Here is an 18,247-nt window from a genome sequence, read left to right as displayed (position 1 = left end):
CCTGCGGGTGGCTTTTTCTATATGCAACTATCAGTAATTTCTTTAAGCTCTGCCAGTACTTCCAAAGCCACCTGCACCACGACTGCTTTCGGTAAACTCTTCAACGACTTTTAGCTCTACTTGTTGTACTGGCATCACAACCAATTGAGCCAAACGCTCCATTGGCTCAAGCTTAAATGGCGTGGAGCCACGATTCCAGGTACTCACCATCAATTGACCTTGATAGTCAGAGTCAATTAAACCAACTAAGTTACCAAGAACAATGCCATGTTTATGACCTAAGCCTGAGCGCGGCAGAATAAATGCAGCATAACGTGGATCTTCCACGTAGATCGCCAATCCAGTAGGCACCAAGACAGTTTGACCGGGGGCAATCTCAATCGCTTCATCAATGCATGCACGAAGATCTAGGCCGGCACTTCCAGGGGTGCCATAACTTGGCAACTGGTCGCGCATACGCTCATCGAGAATTTTGACTTGGAGTGATTGCATGATATTTCCTAAAACAGGGTTTAAATTTTCTTGGCAACTAGCGCAATAAGTTGACGTGCTAATTGCAGTTTTTCTGCCTTAGCAATTTTTTTGCTGCCAGCAGAATCAATGACGATCAATTGATTGAGATCGCTACCAAAGGTATCTGGTCCAATATTGCCAACGATCATTGGAATGCCTTTGCGTTTACGCTTCTCATCAGCATGCTTTTCTAGATCCGTCGATTCAGCCGCAAAGCCTACGCAGTATGGATGTGGTTTACCAGCTTTAGTCTTTGCTGCTTTAGCAATATCGAGAAGAATGTCTGGATTGGCAACAAACTCAAGGTTTGGCGCTTGATTTCCTTGGCGCTTGATCTTTTCCTTTGCTGGTTTGGCGATGCCCCAGTCAGCAACGGCAGCTACTGCAAAGAAGATGTCACAGTCAGTAGCGCCGAGCGTGGCTGCATGCATTTCTTTAGCGCTGACCACGTTAGTTCGGACGATTTGTCCAGTGGCATCAAGAGGCGTCGGAAGGTCGCATGGCCCAGCAATTAAATAGACTTGAGCCCCTGCTTCAACAGCCGCCCTTGCAATAGCAAAACCCATTTTTCCTGAGCTGTGATTGGTAATGCCGCGCACTGGATCAATTGCTTCGAATGTTGGGCCCGCAGTAATTAATACTTTTTTACCAGCTAAAGATTTTTTCTGAAAGAAGGAGATGACTTGTTCTGTGATTTCAGCGGGCTCAAGCATTCTGCCCATGCCTATTTCGCCACAAGCTTGAAAGCCGCTAGCAGGACCCAGGAGGGCAACACCATCGTCAATCAGTCTTTGTGCACTTCTTTGTGTGGCGGGATGCTCCCACATCTGCTTATTCATTGCCGGGGTGAGTAACAAAGGGCAGTCTCTTGCAAGACAAAGCGTAGTTAGCAGGTCATCAGCTAAACCCAGGGATAGTTTGGCCATCAGATCAGCGCTTGCGGGCGCAATCAAAATCGCATCTGCAGAGCGAGACAACTCGATATGCGCCATGTTGTTTGGAATAGTGCTATCCCATTGGCTTAAGTAAACTGGATTGCCAGTGAGGGCCTGCAAGGTTACAGGAGTCACAAACTGCTGCGCAGCCTCAGTCATCACGACTTGTACTGATGCGCCTTCTTGCATCAGTTGACGAGCAAGCTCAGGGGCTTTGTAGGCGGCAATGCCGCCAGAGATGCCGAGAACGATCTTCTTATTTAAAAGTGATTGCATGGCGCCAGCTTAATGGGATTGGGCAGATTTGCCAAATGACTTGCGTAATTCACCCCAAATGATGAGGGTGGCGCCAATGCAGATGGCGCTATCGGCAACATTAAATGCAGGCCAATGCCAATTACCGTAATACACATCAATAAAGTCGACTACGGCACCATACATCACACGATCTAAGACATTCCCTAGTGCACCACCCAAGATTAGGCTCAGAGCAATACAGAGCAACTTGTCACTTTGGCTTTTATACAGAAGCCAAATAATGTAGATGGATGCTGCTAGGCCAAGAATAGTAAAGAACCAGCGCTGCCAACCAGAGCCTTGCGCCAGAAATGAAAATGCTGCACCAGGATTAAAGAGAAGCAACCAATTTAGGAAAGGAAGAACTGGTTCAGGCACACCCATTTGCAAATTGCTTAGCGCAGACCACTTGCTGAGTTGATCTAGCAATAGGACTATGACAGCAATTGCTAGGTAACGAGGCAGAGCAAGACTTTTCATGTGGTGACCGCTTAAGCGAAGAGGCGATGATCACCATCACCAAATAGATTGCTGATACAGCGTCTACATAATTCAGGGTGATCAGCATTGCTTCCCACGTCTTTGGTGTGATGCCAGCAGCGACCACATTTTTTGTATTGGCTGCCGCGAACTAAAACTTCCAAGCCTGCACTACTGAGTTCAATATTGGCGCTAGAAGTGATAGTTACAAAACGTAAATCATCTTCAAGTGAATGCAAGATGGCAAAGTCAATATCCCCCACTTTGATCGTCAATTCAGCTTGCAACGATGAGCCTACATTGCCTGCTGCACGCTCAACTTCAATTGCTTTAGTCACCTCAGAACGTATTTCACGAATGCGATCCCATTTGGCGAGCAATTCGTCAGCGTGAGCAATTTGTGGGAACTCACCAAACTCTTCCATAAAGATAGACTCCGCAGGCTTAGTTCCTGTGCCATGCGGGAAATCCTTCCAAGCTTCTTCTGCAGTGAAGGAGAGGAATGGAGCGAGCCACTTTAAGAGATTGCGGGTGATATGGAATAAAGCGTTCTGTGCAGCACGGCGATCTGGTGAGTCCGGTGCACTTGTATAGAGGCGGTCTTTGAGAATATCTAAGTAGAAGCCGCCCAAATCCTCGGAGCAGAAGGTCAGCATGCGAGCAACTGCAGGCTGGAATTCATATGTCTTATAGTGCGCCTCAACATCTTTCTGCAATTGGTTAGCAAGAGCAAGTGCATAGCGATCAATTTCTAGCCACTGATCGGCAGGCACAGTGTGCTGACTGGGATCAAAATCCGACAAGTTAGCTAGCAAGAAGCGCAAGGTATTGCGAATGCGACGATAGCTCTCGGTGACGCGTTTAAGAATCTCATCCGAGATCGTCATTTCTCCAGAGTAGTCTGTTGAAGCCACCCAAAGACGAATGATTTCAGCACCCAGCTTGTCTGCTACTTGTTGGGGTGCAATCACATTACCTACAGACTTACTCATCTTGCGACCTTGGCCATCGACAGTAAAGCCGTGGGTAAGGAGCGCCTTATATGGCGGTTTGCCATCGAGCATTGCGCCAGTCAGCAAGGAGGAGTGGAACCAACCGCGATGTTGGTCTGAGCCTTCGAGATATAAGTCGGCTAAACGACCGTTTGGAGTTTCTGCTTCAGCAGTAAACAGCTCATCACGGTGTGAACCACGAATGACATGCCAGTGCGTTGTGCCAGAGTCAAACCAAACATCTAAGGTGTCACGGTTCTTTTCATATTGCGCAGCTTCTTCACCCAGTAGGTCGGCAACTTCTAACTTTTGCCAAGCTTCGATACCTTCTTTTTCTACGTGCTTAGCAATCTCTTCCAGCAGCTCAACAGTTCGCGGGTGTGGTTCACCACTTTCTTTGTGGACAAAGAAAGCCATTGGGACACCCCATTGACGCTGACGTGACAAGGTCCAATCAGGACGGTTGGCGATCATGCTGCTTAAGCGTTGTTTGCCCCATGCTGGGAAGAACTCAGTACTATCGATGCCCGCTAACGCAGTCTCACGTAAGCTGGCTTTTTTATCAGATGGCTTCTTATCCATGCTCGCAAACCACTGTGATGTGGCGCGGTAAATGATGGGCGACTTATGGCGCCAGCAATGCATATAAGAATGGGTATACGTTTTATCGCGCAGGAGACTGCCTGCTTCGCGCATGGCCTCAACGATCTTTGGGTTTGCTTTCCAGATGTATTCGTTGGCGAAGAGTGGTAACCATGATGCATACACACCATTACCCATCACTGGATTCAGAATGTCTTTATCAGCAAGCTTGTTGGCTTTGCAGGACTTAAAGTCTTCCTCGCCATAAGCGGGCGCAGAGTGAACAACGCCTGTGCCAGTATCGAGTGTGACGTACTCGGCCGGGTAGATAGGAGAAAGGCGCTTATAGCCTTCGTGTAATGAAGCCAAGGGGTGCCAGAAGGAAATATTCGCAAGCTGGCTGCCAGTGCAGGTTGCAATCACTTTACCTTCAAGACCGTAATCTTCTAGACAAGTATCAACTCGATCTTTTGCGAGGATTAATAATTTATCGCCAACATCAACTAATGCATATGTGAGTTCTGGGTGGACATTCATCGCCTGGTTAGCAGGAATAGTCCAAGGGGTTGTTGTCCAAATAACAATTTGACCTGGCTTGTTTGGCAGTTCTGCAAGCCCGAATGCTTTGGCTAACTGTGGACGCTGCGCATCATCAAATGCAAAACCAACATCAACGGTTGGATCTGTTTTATCTTGGTACTCAACTTCAGCTTCAGCAAGTGCAGAGCCGCAATCAAAACACCAGTTCACGGGCTTTAAGCCGCGGAAGACGTAACCTTTTTCCCAGATCTTTCCAAGGGCGCGGATTTCATCTGCCTCGTTGCGGAAATTCATGGTGAGGTAAGGGTTGCTCCAGTCGCCCAATACGCCTAAACGCTCAAAATCTTTCTTTTGCTTCTCGACTTGGACGTGAGCATAAGCACGTGCTTTAGATTGCACTTCAGCAGTTGGTAAATTTTTACCGAATTCTTTTTCAATCTGAATTTCAATTGGCATGCCGTGGCAATCCCAGCCAGGCACATAAACAGAGTCAAAGCCCATGAGCCAGCGTGACTTGATGATCATGTCTTTCAGAATCTTATTGACCGCATGACCAATGTGAATGTCGCCGTTTGCATATGGGGGGCCATCATGCAAGATGAACTTTGGCTGATTGGCATGGGCTGCACGAATCTTTTCGTAGAGCTTATTTTTTTGCCATCCGGAAACCCACTGAGGCTCACGCTTGGCTAAATCTCCTCTCATTGGGAAAGAGGTATCTAGTAGATTAACGGGATAAGAGTTTTCTTTTTCAGACATAAGCTTTTTTCTGGAAATAATTTCTGGCATGCGCTGCATCTGCTGCAATCGCTTGTGTAAGGGTTTCGAGGTCCGAGTACTTCGCCTCGTCACGTATTTTTTCTAATAGTTCTACGGTAATGATTTTGCCGTAAACATCTGCGTTGTAATCAAAGATGTGGGTTTCAAGCAATACTCTACCTTCGTCTTCTACTGTTGGTCTGACGCCTAGGCTTGCAACTGCTGGGAGCGGCTTATCTCCAAGCCCTAAAACCTGTGCCGTAAAGATTCCGGTTGTTGCTGGTTTGCGATGATGTAGGTGATTGGCAACCGCTAAGTTCAAAGTAGGAAAGCCAAGCTGACGGCCCAGTTTTTGACCATGAATAACATGACCAGAAATTCCGTAAGGACGACCTAATAATTTTTCAGCTTGTGCCATGTCTCCATTTGCAAGTGCAGTTCGCAATGCGGAGCTCGAGATACGCTCACCTTTTTCTTGGATGGTTTGGATGCTCGACACCTCAAAGTCATACTTTTCGCCGGCAGCTTTGAGGCTGGAAAAGTTACCGGCACGTTTTGCACCATAGCAAAAGTCATCGCCAATCAAGATCCATTTTGCGTTCAGTCTCTTCACGATAATTTCTGAAACAAATTCTTCGGGAGAAAGTTTCGCAAAAGCGGAGTTGAAGTGTTCAACAACAACACGATCAATTCCGAGGTTGGAAAGAGCGGCTAATTTATCGCGCAGATTTAAAATGCGGGGCGGCGCTTGTTCAGGAGCAAAGAATTCTTTTGGGTGCGGCTCAAAGGTCATTACGCAACTGACTAGGCCTCGCTCCTTGGCGCCATCAACGAGTTCTTTGAGCAGGGCGCGATGACCCCTGTGCACGCCATCGAAATTGCCGATAGTTAGGGCACAAGCTGGTCCTGCAGAAAACTGGGTGGGGCCACGGAATACGTTCACAAAATCGCTTTCAGGGTAGCCATCAATTATATTGTGGGCATGCCTTCTATCGTCACCTTAATCTCCGGCCGCGGATCTAATTTCGAGGCCATCGTCAAAACAGCTCAAAAAGAGCAATGGCCAGTCACCTTTGCGGGGGTCATAGCGAATCACTCTGCGGCTAAGGGCCTTGATTTTGCTCGCTCGCAGGGTATTCCGGCCTTTGCTATTGAGCATAAGGCGCACGCGACCCGCGAGTCCTTTGATGCCGCCTTAATTGCGCAGATTGATGCCTTAGGGGCTGATTTAGTGGTTCTTGCGGGCTTTATGAGAATTCTGACCCCAGGATTTATCCGTCATTTTGAGGGGCGATTGATCAATATTCATCCCGCCTTATTGCCTGCCTTTCCTGGCTTACACACCCATGAACGGGCTTTGGAAGCTGGGGTGAAGGAGCATGGCGCCACTGTTCACTTCGTGAACGAGGGTGTGGATGAGGGTCCGATTATTTGCCAGGCTTCGGTTCCAGTACTAGAAAGTGACGATGCTGACACCCTAGCCGCCCGTGTTTTGTCTGCTGAACATCAAATTTACCCGCGGGCCGTAAAATGGTTCCTTGATGGACGATTGCGCATAGATGGTAATCAAGTGAAGTTACAACCCCCGGAGTCGCAATTTTTTAAATTATGAGTGCAGAACGTCCACCCCGCAGATCTGGTAGCAGATTAGCCCCCCACAAAAGTTACGCAACGAAATCGAAAGATCCGTTGCGTCGTCCCGAGCGTCGCAATGCTAGCGGTAATTTAATTGCACCAGAAGGTCAAAAGAATTTCTCTAATGCGAAAGCATTGCCACAACATGCGATTCATCTTGAGCGTTTACTTCCTGAATTGCTTAGTTTTGAGCAGCCAGCTGATCGAGTAGTTAGTCGTTATTTCAGGGAAGAGAAACAACTTGGAAATCGCGATCGTGCTTTGATTGCTGAGAGTGCGTTCGCCATTTTGCGTCGTAAAAATGAGTTCTCCCAATTCGCTTCTAGCGGGGAAGGCTCTCAGGCTAGACGCCTAGCCCTATTGGGTTTGCTGTCTGCTCTGTCTGAAGGTGGGTTAGGTTCTGCTAATCGTGCAGAGAGCGCAATTGCTGATTTAGCGCATGTACTGAAGACGGGTGAATACGAATGGTTGCAACGTTTTGCAACGGTAGATCCAGCTGCATTAAATCCGCTTGTGCGTAACAATTTGCCAGAGTGGTTGTGGGATGCATTTGGTACGTATCCCGGTGAAGATAATCGTGAAGAGCTTGCTAAATCTTTAATGCATCCAGCGCTTTTAGATTTGCGTGCGAACACTATGAAAACCAATCGCGAAGAATTACTCGCGCAAATGAATGCATTGGGTGGTCGCTATCAAGCAATCCCAACGCCATACGCGCCTGATGGTGTGCGCATCATGGGTAAGCCAGCTTTACAAAATACTGCAGGCTTTAAAGCGGGTATGTTTGAGGTGCAAGATGAAGGTAGTCAACTCTTGGCTTACTTGCTCGCACCTAAGCGCGGCGAGATGGTCGTAGACTTTTGCGCTGGTGCCGGCGGTAAGACTTTGGCAATTGGAGCGATCATGCGCTCCACAGGACGTTTGTATGCTTTAGATACATCAGAGCGTCGCTTAGCCAATTTGAAGCCACGGCAGGCTCGTAGCGGCCTTTCAAACGTTCATCCGGTGTGGATTGACAGTGAGAACGACGCCAAGATCAAGCGCTTGGCCGGCAAGATTGATCGTGTCCTGGTAGACGCCCCTTGTAGTGGAATGGGTACTTTGCGCCGCAATCCAGACTTGAAGTGGCGCCAGACCCCAGAAGGGGTGTTGGAGCTTAACCAAAAGCAAAGAAGCATCTTGGCCTCCGCAGCCCGTCTGTTAAAGCCAGGCGGACGCTTGGTTTATGCCACTTGTAGCCTATTGCCTCAGGAAAATCAGGCAATTGCCGAGGAATTTTTGGCAAATCACCCGCAATTTGAGGTTGTTCCAGCCGCAGAAGTTCTTAAGCCATTGTTTCCAAAGGAAAAATTACCCTTAGGATGCAGCCTCGACAATCCTTGGTGGCAGTTATGGCCACATATTCATGGAACCGACGGCTTCTTTGGGGCGGTATTCCAGAAGAAAGCTGCTGCTCCAGTTCCCAAGTCTGAAATAGGCGATGAAAAAGAGACTAAGGTCAAAAACAAGAAGGCCCCTAAAGATCTAAAATAAGCTTTTAGACATCTTTAGGGACTCCCTTTTGAACACAGCTTCAGGTTTTGATTTGCTTCTCCATTGGCTTGCGAATGGATATTTGGATTGGTCTTGGTGGCAGATTATCGTTTTCACTCTGATAGTCACTCACATCACGATTGCAGCAGTCACTATTTACTTGCATCGTTGCCAAGCGCATCGTGCCCTAGAGCTGCATCCTATCGTTTCTCATTTTTTCCGTTTTTGGCTTTGGCTAACTACAGGCATGGTCACCAAAGAATGGGCTGCGATTCATCGCAAGCATCATGCCAAATGTGAGACAGTCGACGATCCGCATAGTCCACAGGTTTTAGGAATTAATACCGTTCTCTCTCGCGGTGCTGAGCTTTATAAAAAAGAAGCCGCCAACCAAGAGACCTTAGACAAGTTTGGACATGGCACGCCAGATGACTGGGTTGAGCACAACATCTATTCCAAATTCTCTTGGCAGGGTGTTGCCATCATGCTCATCATTGATGTGTTTTTATTTGGGGCAGTTGGGTTAACTGTTTGGGCAGTGCAAATGCTGTGGATCCCAATTACTGCTGCTGGCGTGATTAACGGTATAGGCCACTATTGGGGTTATCGCAGCTTTGACTGTGAAGATGCCTCCAGAAATATTGTGCCTTGGGGTATTTTGATTGGTGGCGAAGAGTTGCATAACAATCATCACACTTTCGCAACCAGTGCGAAGCTATCTAACAAATGGTACGAGTTTGATATTGGCTGGATGTATATCCAGATGATGAGTGCAGTTGGTTTGGCTACTGTGAAGAAGACTCCACCTAAGCCAGTACTAAGTGACTTGCGTCCGGCCGATCAAAACACTCTTGAAGCTATCATCGCCAATCGCTATGAAATCATGGCGCGTTACAGCAAGACATTACGCCGCTTCTTCAATAATGAAGTGCAGCACATGCAAGTCTTGGCAGCGCATTTAGGCGATGCCCGCACTTGGCTGGCTAAAGATGAGTCACGCCTGAGTGTAGAAGAGAAAGCAAAGCTAGAAGAGCTCATGGCTAGCAATGCGCAGCTTCGCAAGATGATTGAGATGCGCCGTGATCTGCAGGCTATTTGGGGTCGCTCTAGCGCCACCAAAGAGCAATTACTTTCTCAGTTGCACACATGGTGTCAACATGCAGAAGAAAGTGGCTTATCAAGTCTGCGTGAGTTCTCTTTGCGTCTACGTCGTTACGCTTAAATTAATTTCTAGACAATAAAAAACCCGCTGATGTAGCGGGTTTTTTATTTGCTGAAAGTCAGTATTAAATGAATGCGTTACTTCAGCTTTGTTTCTTTATAAGCAACGTGCTTGCGAATAGTTGGATCAAACTTCATGATCTCCATTTTCTCAGGCTTTGTACGCTTGTTTTTTGAAGTTGTGTAGAAGTGACCAGTACCTGCTGATGACTCTAACTTGATTTTTTCTCTGCCGCCTTTAGCCATTTGTGCGCTCCTTAAATTTCGCCACGTGCACGTAGATCAGACAACACAGCATCGATGCCGTTCTTGTCGATAACGCGCAAACCAGCATTGGTTAAGCGCAAGCTAATCCAACGGTTTTCAGATTCAACCCAGAAACGACGGTTTTGCAAATTCGGCAAAAAGCGACGCTTCGTTTTATTGTTTGCATGGGATACATTGTTGCCAACCATCGGCTTCTTCCCAGTGACTTGGCAAACTTTTGCCATGACATAACTCCATTAATTGCGAAAAAAGAAGATTGTATCAGTCCCAGCCCATTTTGGGCTAGCCCTAAATAGCTTTCGTGAGAGGGAATTGAAAATAAACCATGTGACAGGGTGTCATTTGGGTCAATAAGTTAGTAATTACTATCATTTATTGATATTGCCCATAAGGCCAGAGTCTGAAAAAGAGAAAAAACCACTGCCACTCACAATGCAATGATCCAGCAGCTGAATATCTACCAGTTGTAAGGCGTTTGCCAGTAGTTTTGTAAGTTCTTGGTCTGCATTGCTGGGTAATGGATTGCCGCTAGGGTGGTTATGAGCCACGATCAGGGCGCTGGCATTTTTGGCAAGGGCCTCTTTGAGGATTTCTCGGGGGTAGATGGCTGTTTGGGTGATGGAACCCCTAAAAAGCTCGTCACATTCGATCAAATGCAGGCGTGAGTCCAGATAGAGGCATAGGAATACCTCATGGGGAAGGCGTCCAATTTTGGCCTGCAAGAACTCTCTAACGTGGTTTGGCGATGAAAAGATGGGGTCTTGGCTAAGGCCATCTTCTAAGCTTCGCTTCACAAGTTCATATGCCGCTTGAATTTGAGACCATTTGGAGAGCCCCATACCGTGTATTCGGGTAAATTCTTCAGGAGAGCTAGCCAGAAGGCGGGGCAAGCTTCCGAAATGGTGCAGTAGATCTTTGGCTAGGGCAACAGCACTTTTACCCTTTACCCCGACCCGCAAAAAGATGGCAAGTAGCTCAGCATCAGAAAGAGACGCGGCGCCATTTAAGCGCAGCTTTTCTCGGGGCTGCTCATTTTTGGGCCAACCTGTAATTGGGGAGTGCACAGCTAGCGCAGGCCTAGATACAATCACCTTATGACTAAGCTTACCGTTTTGCCTAATTCCTTTTTGACTCTCAACTACCGGCTCACTTTGCCCAGCGGGGAGGATTACATCAACACTTTTATTGATCGCCCTGCGACGGTTTTGATGGGGTCTGGACAATTTGCTCCTTGTTTTGAAAATGTCTTATTGGGCCTAGGTGTTGGTGAGAAAAAAAGTGCGCTGCTTGCGCCTGAAGAAAGTTTTGGCGAGCGCAAAGAGGATTTAGTTCAGTGGGTATCTCTGAAGGCGCTTAAAGAAGGTCGTGATGACGACGTGGAATTTAATCCAGGTGATGTGATTGAATTCAATGCGCCGGGTGGCGCTCAATACGCAGGTGTATTGCAATCGATTAATGAAGAGGGGGCTTGGTTTGACTTTAACCATCCCCTGGCAGGAAGACCAATCAGCTTTGAAGCAGAGATTGTGGCGATTTTGTAAACCATGAGTGATTTCAATAACCCAGAAATTTTGATGGCTCAGCCGCGTGGTTTTTGCGCAGGCGTAGATCGTGCGATCAATATTGTTAATGAGGCACTCAATCGTTTTGGCGCACCCATATATGTACGTCATGAAATTGTTCACAACGTCTATGTTGTGAACGAGTTGCGTGATAAAGGCGCAGTATTCGTAGATGAATTGCATGAAGTTCCTAAGGGCGGCATCGTGGTATATAGTGCGCACGGCGTTTCTCAGGAAGTTCGCAAGGATGCAGAAGCTAGAGGGCTTCAGGTATATGACGCCACTTGCCCATTGGTAACTAAGGTTCATCTTGAGGTGGTGAAGATGTGCAAAGATGGCTTTACGGTGTTGATGATTGGTCATGAAGGACACCCTGAGGTTGAAGGCACTATGGGGCAGGTCAAAGAAGGCATTTTCTTGATTGAGAAGCTCGGTGATGTGGACTCTTTGACGTTTCCAGCCGATGAAAAAATTGCATTTGTTACCCAGACAACACTTTCAGTAGATGAGACTAAAGAAATCGTAGAAGCGCTAACCAAAAAGTTTCCCAATATTGTTCAGCCTCGAAAACAAGATATTTGTTATGCCACTCAGAATCGTCAAGATGCTGTGAAATTCATGGCGCCTCAGGTTGAGGTGGTAATTGTGGTGGGAAGTGCGACGAGCTCAAACTCCAATCGCCTGCGTGAACTTTCTGAAAAGCTTGGCGTCCCTTCTTACATGGTGGATGCCCCCGACCAACTCAAACCAGAATGGTTTGTTGGTAAAAAACGGGTTGGCTTAACTGCGGGAGCATCTGCTCCAGAAAGTTTGGCTCAGTCTATTGTCAGCCGCATACAAGAGTTTGGACCAAGAAGCGTGCGTCCTCTTGAGGGTGTAGTTGAGGACGTTACCTTTTCGTTACCTAAAAATTTAGTTGATTGAAGTATCCATTCATAACAGAGGAGCTATACATGATCAAATCACACATTACTTTTACAAGCAGCGCCCTTGCTTTGGCGGCCGCGGCTTTGCTGCTGACTGCTTGTGGCAAAGGCGGCGATAAGTCTGCTACAGCCCCGGTTGATGGCGTTGAGGTAAAGATTGGCCACGTTGCTCCCCTCACAGGACCTATTGCCCACTTGGGCAAGGACAATGAGAACGGTGCCCGACTCGCGCTAGAAGAGATCAATAAAGCGGGCTTAACAATTGATGGAAAAAAAGTAGTTCTGACTTTGGTTCCTGAGGATGATGCTGAAGATCCAAAGACGGCTACGCAAGTTGCGCAAAAATTAGTGGATGCCAAAGTAGTCGGAGTAGTCGGCCACCTCAATTCTGGAACCAGCATTCCGGCATCACGTATTTATAGCGATGCAGGTATTACTCAAGTTTCTCCATCTGCAACTAACCCTGACTACACCAAGCAAGGCTTTAAAACGACCTATCGCTTAGTGGCGACGGATGCTCAACAAGGTCCAGCGCTTGCTAACTACGTTGTTAATAATTTGAAAGCAAAGACTGTAGCCATCATTGATGACTCTACCCAGTACGGCAAAGGTTTGGCTGATGAGTTTGAAAAAACAGTAAAAGCCGCTGGCGTGAAAGTGGTGACTCGTGAGGCGAGCAATAACAAGGCTACTGATTTCAAGGCCATCTTGACGAAGATTAAAGGTAGCAAACCCGATGTCATCATGTATGGCGGTATGGATGCTACCGGTGGTCCATTAACCAAGCAAGCGGCTGAGTTGGGTATTAAGGCGAAGGTAGTTGGTGGTGATGGTATGTGTACAGAAAAGCTTGCTGAGTTGGCGGGTGAGGCTGTGGTCAATGTGACTTGCTCCGAAGCGGGCATGGCTTTATCAAAGATGGCTCAAGGAGCTGACTTCCAGAAGCGTTATAAAGAACGCTTTAACTCTGATGTACAGATTTACGCACCTTTCACCTATGATGCTGTCTATGTCTTGGTGGATTCTATGAAGCGCGCAAATTCAACCGATCCTGCAAAGATTTTGGCTGCTATGCCTGATACAAAAATGCAGGGCTTGATCGGTAATATTGCTTTTGATAACAAAGGCGATATGAAAGAGGGCGTGATTACCTTGTATGACTTCAAAGATAAAAAGAAAACAGTCCTTGAAGTGATTAAGATGTAATGATCCTTCAATCAAAAATAGCGCCGCTTATGCGGTGCTATTTTTTTTATTAAGATTCAATAAATTCTCGACCCCCATGGATATCCTTCTTCAACAGATCATTAACGGCTTAGTGCTTGGCAGCATCTATGCCTTGATCGCGTTGGGCTACACCATGGTTTATGGCGTGTTGGGCATTATTAACTTCGCACATGGCGAAGTATTGATGATTGGTGCAATGGTTTCGTTGTCTCTATTGCGCTTGATTCTGAATTTAACTAGTGATTTACCAGGTTGGCTGACGCTTTTGATCGTATTACCAGTGACTATGGCAGTTTGTGCTGGATTAAGTTATTGGATCGAGAGAATTGCTTATCGCCCCTTACGAAATGCGCCGCGTTTAGCGCCGTTGATATCGGCTATCGGCATGTCTATTTTGCTGCAAACGATTGCAATGATGATTTGGTCACGCAATCCTATGACCTATCCTCAGTTGTTGCCTGCTGCTCCAATTGATTTGTGGGGAAGTGGTGCCACCATTACCGGTAAAGAAATTGTGATCATTGTGGTGGCATTGGCAGTGATGTCAGGCTTACTGTTCTTGGTGGAAAAAACAAAACTTGGCAGAGCGATGCGGGCTACTGCTGAGCAAACTCAAATTGCTGCGTTGATGGGCGTTAATCCAAATCGTGTGATCTCCATTACTTTTATGTTGGGTGGGGCTCTGGCAGGTTTAGCGGGCGTCATGATTGCGAGCAACTATGGCAATGTCCATTTTTATATGGGCTTTATTCCTGGTCTCAAAGCGTTCACTGCCGCCGTCCTTGGAGGTATCGGAAATTTACAGGGTGCGATGTTAGGAGGATTGCTTTTAGGTTTGATTGAATCTTTGGGCGCTGGATATATCGGTGAGCTTACTGGTGGAGTCTTTGGCTCAAACTATCAAGATATCTTTGCATTTCTGGTTTTGATCTTGGTATTGGTTTTGCGGCCCACAGGTTTGTTAGGTGAGAAAGTTTCGGATCGTGCCTAAGATTTTTTTCGCCAATCGACTGAGTCGTTCTACCTACCTATGGCTTGGACTGATTGCTTTAGTTCTTTTGCCTTGGATCGTTGGTGCTGGTGGCGGTAACTATTGGGTGCGGGTGCTCGATTTTGCTTTGCTTTATATCGTTCTTGCCCTGGGCTTGAATGTGGTTGTGGGTTTTGCAGGTCTTTTAGATTTAGGTTACATCGCCTTTTATGCCCTGGGCGCATATAGCTACGCATTATTGGCTTCCCCACATTTACCAACACATTTTGAAACGATTGCAGCCACGTTCCCAGAGGGAATGCATTTTTCCCCTTGGTTGGTTGCGGTGTTCTCGATTATTTTGGCCGCCTTATTTGGTTTGATCTTGGGCTTACCAACACTCCAGTTACGCGGTGATTATTTGGCAATTGTCACTTTAGGTTTCGGTGAAATTATTCGTATCTTCATGAATAACTTAGATCGCCCCTTAAATCTCACCAACGGCCCCAAAGGAATTTCTGGAATAGATCCTATTCACCTATTTGGTATTTCATTTACAAAGCCTTTAGATTTAGGCTTCATTCAAATTCCGGGTTTGTATTTGGTGTTTTATTTATTCCTATTATTGGCGATTACGGTAGCGATCGTTTGTTTGCATTTACAGGACTCACGCATTGGGCGCGCTTGGATTGCAATTCGTGAAGATGAGATTGCAGCTAAAGCCATGGGTATCAATACCCGCAATATGAAATTACTTGCCTTTGCAATCGGCGCTTCATTCGCTGGAGTAGCGGGCGTACTATTTTCTGCCTTTCAGGGCTTTGTTTCCCCGGAATCATTTACCCTTTGGGAGTCGATCGTGGTCCTAGCCATGGTGGTTCTGGGCGGGATTGGCCACATTCCGGGAGTAATTTTAGGCGCTGTTCTTTTGGCAGTATTTCCAGAAGTCTTGCGTGGGATTGCTCAACCAGTTCAGCAATTTCTATTTGGCCATGTCATTGTCGACGTGGAGATCATCCGTCAATTAATTTATGGCCTCGCTTTGATTTTGATCATGCTATATCGCCCAGGTGGTATTTGGCAAAAGCGTGGAGGTGGCCGATGACTACTCCATTACTTTTAGATGTGACGGATGTTTCTAAGCGCTTCGGTGGCGTACAGGCGCTAGATTCTGTTGGTTTACAAGTGCCACAAGGAGCAATTGTTGGCTTGATTGGTCCCAATGGTGCCGGTAAAACTACTTTCTTTAATGTCATCACCGGTCTATATCCCGCAGATTCTGGCATCTTTTTGTTTGATGGCAAATCCTATTTTCCAGAGTCAGTGTCTGAAGTGACTAAATCTGGTTTGGCGAGAACATTTCAAAATATTCGTCTCTTTGGTGAAATGTCTGTTCTTGAAAATGTGATGGTGGGTTGTCACTGCCGAACTAAGGCGGGACTACTGGGTGCAATCTTCCGCTTTCCGTCTACAAGACGTGAAGAGCGAGCGATACGAGATAAGGCAATGCAGTTATTGACTTATGTTGGCCTGAGTGAGTTTGCCCAGATGGAGGCGCGCAACCTTTCATATGGGCACCAGCGTCGCCTTGAAATAGCCAGGGCCCTAGCTACAGAGCCAAAGCTCTTGGCGCTAGATGAGCCAGCTGCCGGCATGAATGCTACTGAGAAATTAGAGCTTCGTGAATTGTTATTGCGTATCCGAGCTGACGGTAAAACGATCTTGCTCATTGAGCACGATGTGAGTTTGGTAATGGGAATTTGCGATAGCCTGACGGTTTTAGATTACGGCAAAGTCATTGCCGCAGGGAAGCCTGCAGATGTGCGCGTTCATCCAGAAGTCATCAGAGCCTATCTTGGCCAGGGAGCCGTTTAATGAGCGCCCTATTAACCGTCAAGGATCTCAAGGTTTCTTATGGCGGAATTAATGCCGTCAAAGGAATTGATTTGCATGTGAATCATGGCGAGCTCGTTGCATTGATTGGTGCTAATGGTGCTGGTAAGAGTTCGAGCTTGAAAGCGATTGCAGGCTTGCTGACACCATCTGCCGGTGAAATTAATTTTGCAAATCATGCAACTAAAAAGTTGCCGGCCTATGAATTGGTGCGCTTAGGATTGGGCATGGTTCCGGAGGGCCGCGGCGTCTTTAAGCGGATGACTATTCTGGAAAACCTTCAAATGGGCGCTTACCTGAAGTCGGATGCTAAGGAGATCGAGCGCAAGCTTGAAGAGGTGTATTCCTATTTCCCAAGATTAAAAGAGCGTTTATCTCAGCTAGCTGGGACTCTTTCGGGTGGTGAGCAGCAAATGGTTGCCATGGGCAGGGCGATGATGGCCCAGCCTAAGTTATTGCTGTTGGATGAGCCCTCCATGGGGCTCTCACCGATCATGGTAGAGACCATCTTTGATGTGATTCGAAGTCTGTCGGGAAGTGGTATGACTATTTTGCTGGTGGAGCAGAATGCGCGCCTAGCACTACAGATGGCTGACCGAGCTTACGTCATGGAAAGTGGCTTAATAACGCTGAGCGGGTCCGGCAAAGCGTTATTAGAAGACTCTCGAGTGCGTGCAGCCTACTTAGGTGAGTAGACTGATAGTTTTTTAAGCTACTTCTTTGAGTAACTCGCGCAGCATATTGCACATCTGACGAATTTCATCATCAGATACATTTAAGGCAGGCATAAAGCGTAACAAGTTTGGTCTTGGTGAGTTAATCAGCAAACCTTCAGGACTGCGATCGCGTGCCAGTTCAACTAGTTTTGGGCCAATATCTTTTCCAAGCATCAGCGCGCGCAACAAACCTGCGCCACGCTCCCCTTCAAGATTAAATTCTGCACAAAGCTTGAGTAATTCAGATTTGAGTAACTCGCCTTTGGCTTTGACGTTATCTAAAAATCCTGGCGCCAAGAGTTGTTCAATGACGCTAATACCGACAGCTGTCATTAGTGGGTTGCCGTTATAGGTACCACCTTGATCACCTGGCACAAAGCAAGCTACCGCATCAGTTGCTAATAAAGCGGCCAAGGGTACGCCGCCGCCAATGCCTTTGCCCAGCGTCATGATGTCTGGCTCAATACCGTAGTTTTGGTAAGCGAAGAGCGCGCCGGTACGTCCACAGCCAGCCTGCACTTCATCGGCAATCAGCAGAATATTGTTTTCTTTGGTGAACTTGCGCAGTTCACGCATAAATTCTGGAGTCGCTGGAATGACGCCGCCTTCACCTTGAACAGGTTCAAGCATGACCGCCACTGTTTTATCGGTGACGAGTTTTTTAACTGACTCCAAATCATTTAAATCTGCTTTAGGAAAGCCCGCTACTTGTGGAGCAAACATCGTGTCCCAGTTTGGCTTACCAGAAGCGCTCATTGTTGCTAATGTGCGGCCATGAAAACTGTGGTCGAAAGTAATAATTTCAAACGCACCAGATTTATTTAGTTGACCCCACTTGCGCGCCAACTTAATCGCACCTTCATTGGCTTCAGCACCGCTATTAGCAAAAAATACTTTATCAAAACAGCTGTTTTGAGTCAGCAGATTAGATAAACCAATCATGGGTTCGTTATAAAACGCAGGACTTGGGTTAATGAGCTTTTTTGCTTGCACATTGAGTGCTTCAATTATTCCTGGATTGCAGTGACCCAAGCAATTCACCGCCCAACCTTGCAAGAAATCTAAATAGCGTTTGCCATTGTTATCCGTTAGCCATGAACCATTGCCCTCGACCATGGATACCTCTGGACGTGGGGTAATGAACATCACTGAATGGGTGTTGATGGCTTGAGCTGGCTTGTTCATGCTGAATTAGTGGT

At 47.0% G+C, this 18,247-nt stretch carries 19 protein-coding genes; 10 read left to right on the top strand and 9 right to left on the bottom strand.

Features of this window, described 5'->3' with window-relative positions:
- Positions 1-42: 42 nt before the first annotated feature.
- From dut to ICN20_RS02510, 5 genes are read right to left on the bottom strand one after another with little or no spacing between them, the layout of a single operon-like run.
- Positions 43-492: a dUTP diphosphatase gene (gene dut / locus ICN20_RS02530; protein ID WP_216237965.1), complete on the bottom strand. Its 450-nt coding sequence runs from the start codon at positions 490-492 to the stop codon at positions 43-45.
- 20 nt (positions 493-512) lie between these two features.
- Positions 513-1,724 carry a bifunctional phosphopantothenoylcysteine decarboxylase/phosphopantothenate--cysteine ligase CoaBC gene (coaBC, locus tag ICN20_RS02525; protein WP_216237964.1) on the bottom strand — a complete coding sequence of 404 codons (1,212 nt, stop codon included), beginning with the start codon at positions 1,722-1,724 and terminating at the stop codon, positions 513-515.
- Between the two features lie 9 nt (positions 1,725-1,733).
- Positions 1,734-2,225: a signal peptidase II gene (lspA, locus tag ICN20_RS02520; protein ID WP_216237963.1), complete on the bottom strand. Its 492-nt coding sequence runs from the start codon at positions 2,223-2,225 to the stop codon at positions 1,734-1,736.
- 11 nt (positions 2,226-2,236) lie between these two features.
- Entirely contained in the window at positions 2,237-5,116 is a 2,880-nt protein-coding gene (gene ileS / locus ICN20_RS02515; protein WP_370624551.1) for an isoleucine--tRNA ligase, read from the bottom strand.
- Positions 5,091-6,041 (bottom strand): bifunctional riboflavin kinase/FAD synthetase, encoded by a 951-nt coding sequence (locus ICN20_RS02510; RefSeq protein ID WP_216237961.1) that lies wholly within the window; start codon positions 6,039-6,041, stop codon positions 5,091-5,093. The genes ileS and ICN20_RS02510 overlap by 26 nt, the downstream gene beginning before the upstream one ends.
- Before the next feature lie 39 nt (positions 6,042-6,080).
- Here ICN20_RS02510 and purN point away from each other — a divergent pair, with 39 nt between their 5' ends.
- Genes purN through ICN20_RS02495 form a run of 3 tightly spaced genes read left to right on the top strand, consistent with a single transcriptional unit; the run spans position 6,081 to position 9,488 of the window.
- On the top strand, positions 6,081-6,710 hold the full coding sequence (purN, locus tag ICN20_RS02505) for a phosphoribosylglycinamide formyltransferase (RefSeq protein WP_216237960.1): 630 nt from the start codon (positions 6,081-6,083) through the stop codon (positions 6,708-6,710).
- Positions 6,707-8,266 (top strand): RsmB/NOP family class I SAM-dependent RNA methyltransferase, encoded by a 1,560-nt coding sequence (locus ICN20_RS02500; protein WP_216237959.1) that lies wholly within the window; start codon positions 6,707-6,709, stop codon positions 8,264-8,266. The genes purN and ICN20_RS02500 overlap by 4 nt, the downstream gene beginning before the upstream one ends.
- Before the next feature lie 28 nt (positions 8,267-8,294).
- Positions 8,295-9,488 carry an acyl-CoA desaturase gene (locus tag ICN20_RS02495; protein WP_216237958.1) on the top strand — a complete coding sequence of 398 codons (1,194 nt, stop codon included), beginning with the start codon at positions 8,295-8,297 and terminating at the stop codon, positions 9,486-9,488.
- Between the two features lie 77 nt (positions 9,489-9,565).
- Here ICN20_RS02495 and rpmG read toward each other — a convergent pair whose 3' ends face one another.
- The 3 genes from rpmG to radC form a co-directional block, all read right to left on the bottom strand.
- Positions 9,566-9,733: a 50S ribosomal protein L33 gene (rpmG, locus tag ICN20_RS02490; protein ID WP_015421876.1), complete on the bottom strand. Its 168-nt coding sequence runs from the start codon at positions 9,731-9,733 to the stop codon at positions 9,566-9,568.
- An 11-nt stretch (positions 9,734-9,744) separates the two neighbouring features.
- A complete protein-coding gene (gene rpmB / locus ICN20_RS02485; RefSeq protein WP_011903570.1) occupies positions 9,745-9,978 on the bottom strand; it encodes a 50S ribosomal protein L28 in 234 nt (77 codons plus the stop codon).
- 144 nt (positions 9,979-10,122) lie between these two features.
- On the bottom strand, positions 10,123-10,845 hold the full coding sequence (radC, locus tag ICN20_RS02480; RefSeq protein ID WP_216237957.1) for a DNA repair protein RadC: 723 nt from the start codon (positions 10,843-10,845) through the stop codon (positions 10,123-10,125).
- 3 nt (positions 10,846-10,848) lie between these two features.
- On the opposite strand from radC, the gene ICN20_RS02475 reads away from it, so the two are divergent.
- From ICN20_RS02475 to ICN20_RS02445, 7 genes are all read left to right on the top strand, one after another.
- A complete protein-coding gene (locus ICN20_RS02475; RefSeq protein WP_216153245.1) occupies positions 10,849-11,295 on the top strand; it encodes a peptidylprolyl isomerase in 447 nt (148 codons plus the stop codon).
- Between the two features lie 3 nt (positions 11,296-11,298).
- A complete protein-coding gene (gene ispH / locus ICN20_RS02470; protein WP_216237956.1) occupies positions 11,299-12,240 on the top strand; it encodes a 4-hydroxy-3-methylbut-2-enyl diphosphate reductase in 942 nt (313 codons plus the stop codon).
- Positions 12,241-12,269: 29 nt separating this feature from the next.
- Positions 12,270-13,448, top strand: a complete 1,179-nt coding sequence (locus ICN20_RS02465) for a branched-chain amino acid ABC transporter substrate-binding protein (RefSeq protein WP_216237955.1) — start codon at positions 12,270-12,272, stop codon at positions 13,446-13,448.
- A 76-nt stretch (positions 13,449-13,524) separates the two neighbouring features.
- On the top strand, positions 13,525-14,460 hold the full coding sequence (locus tag ICN20_RS02460; protein ID WP_216237954.1) for a branched-chain amino acid ABC transporter permease: 936 nt from the start codon (positions 13,525-13,527) through the stop codon (positions 14,458-14,460).
- A gap of 1 nt (position 14,461) precedes the next feature.
- A complete protein-coding gene (locus tag ICN20_RS02455; RefSeq protein ID WP_370624550.1) occupies positions 14,462-15,544 on the top strand; it encodes a branched-chain amino acid ABC transporter permease in 1,083 nt (360 codons plus the stop codon).
- The gene (locus ICN20_RS02450) at positions 15,541-16,314 is read left to right on the top strand and encodes an ABC transporter ATP-binding protein (protein ID WP_216237952.1); all 774 of its coding nucleotides are present in this window, start codon (positions 15,541-15,543) and stop codon (positions 16,312-16,314) included. The genes ICN20_RS02455 and ICN20_RS02450 overlap by 4 nt, the downstream gene beginning before the upstream one ends.
- Positions 16,314-17,027 (top strand): ABC transporter ATP-binding protein, encoded by a 714-nt coding sequence (locus tag ICN20_RS02445; RefSeq protein ID WP_216237951.1) that lies wholly within the window; start codon positions 16,314-16,316, stop codon positions 17,025-17,027. Before ICN20_RS02450 ends, ICN20_RS02445 begins: the two co-directional genes overlap by 1 nt.
- A 12-nt stretch (positions 17,028-17,039) precedes the next feature.
- Here ICN20_RS02445 and ICN20_RS02440 read toward each other — a convergent pair whose 3' ends face one another.
- Positions 17,040-18,233, bottom strand: coding sequence for an acetylornithine transaminase (locus tag ICN20_RS02440; RefSeq protein ID WP_216237950.1), 1,194 nt, complete (start codon positions 18,231-18,233; stop codon positions 17,040-17,042).
- Between the last annotated feature and the right edge of the window lie 14 nt (positions 18,234-18,247).

This window comes from Polynucleobacter sp. JS-Polo-80-F4 (assembly GCF_018881965.1).
Lineage (GTDB): Bacteria > Pseudomonadota > Gammaproteobacteria > Burkholderiales > Burkholderiaceae > Polynucleobacter.
Note: the sequence above shows the minus strand (reverse complement) of the source record. Positions and strands in the feature narration are given on the sequence as shown.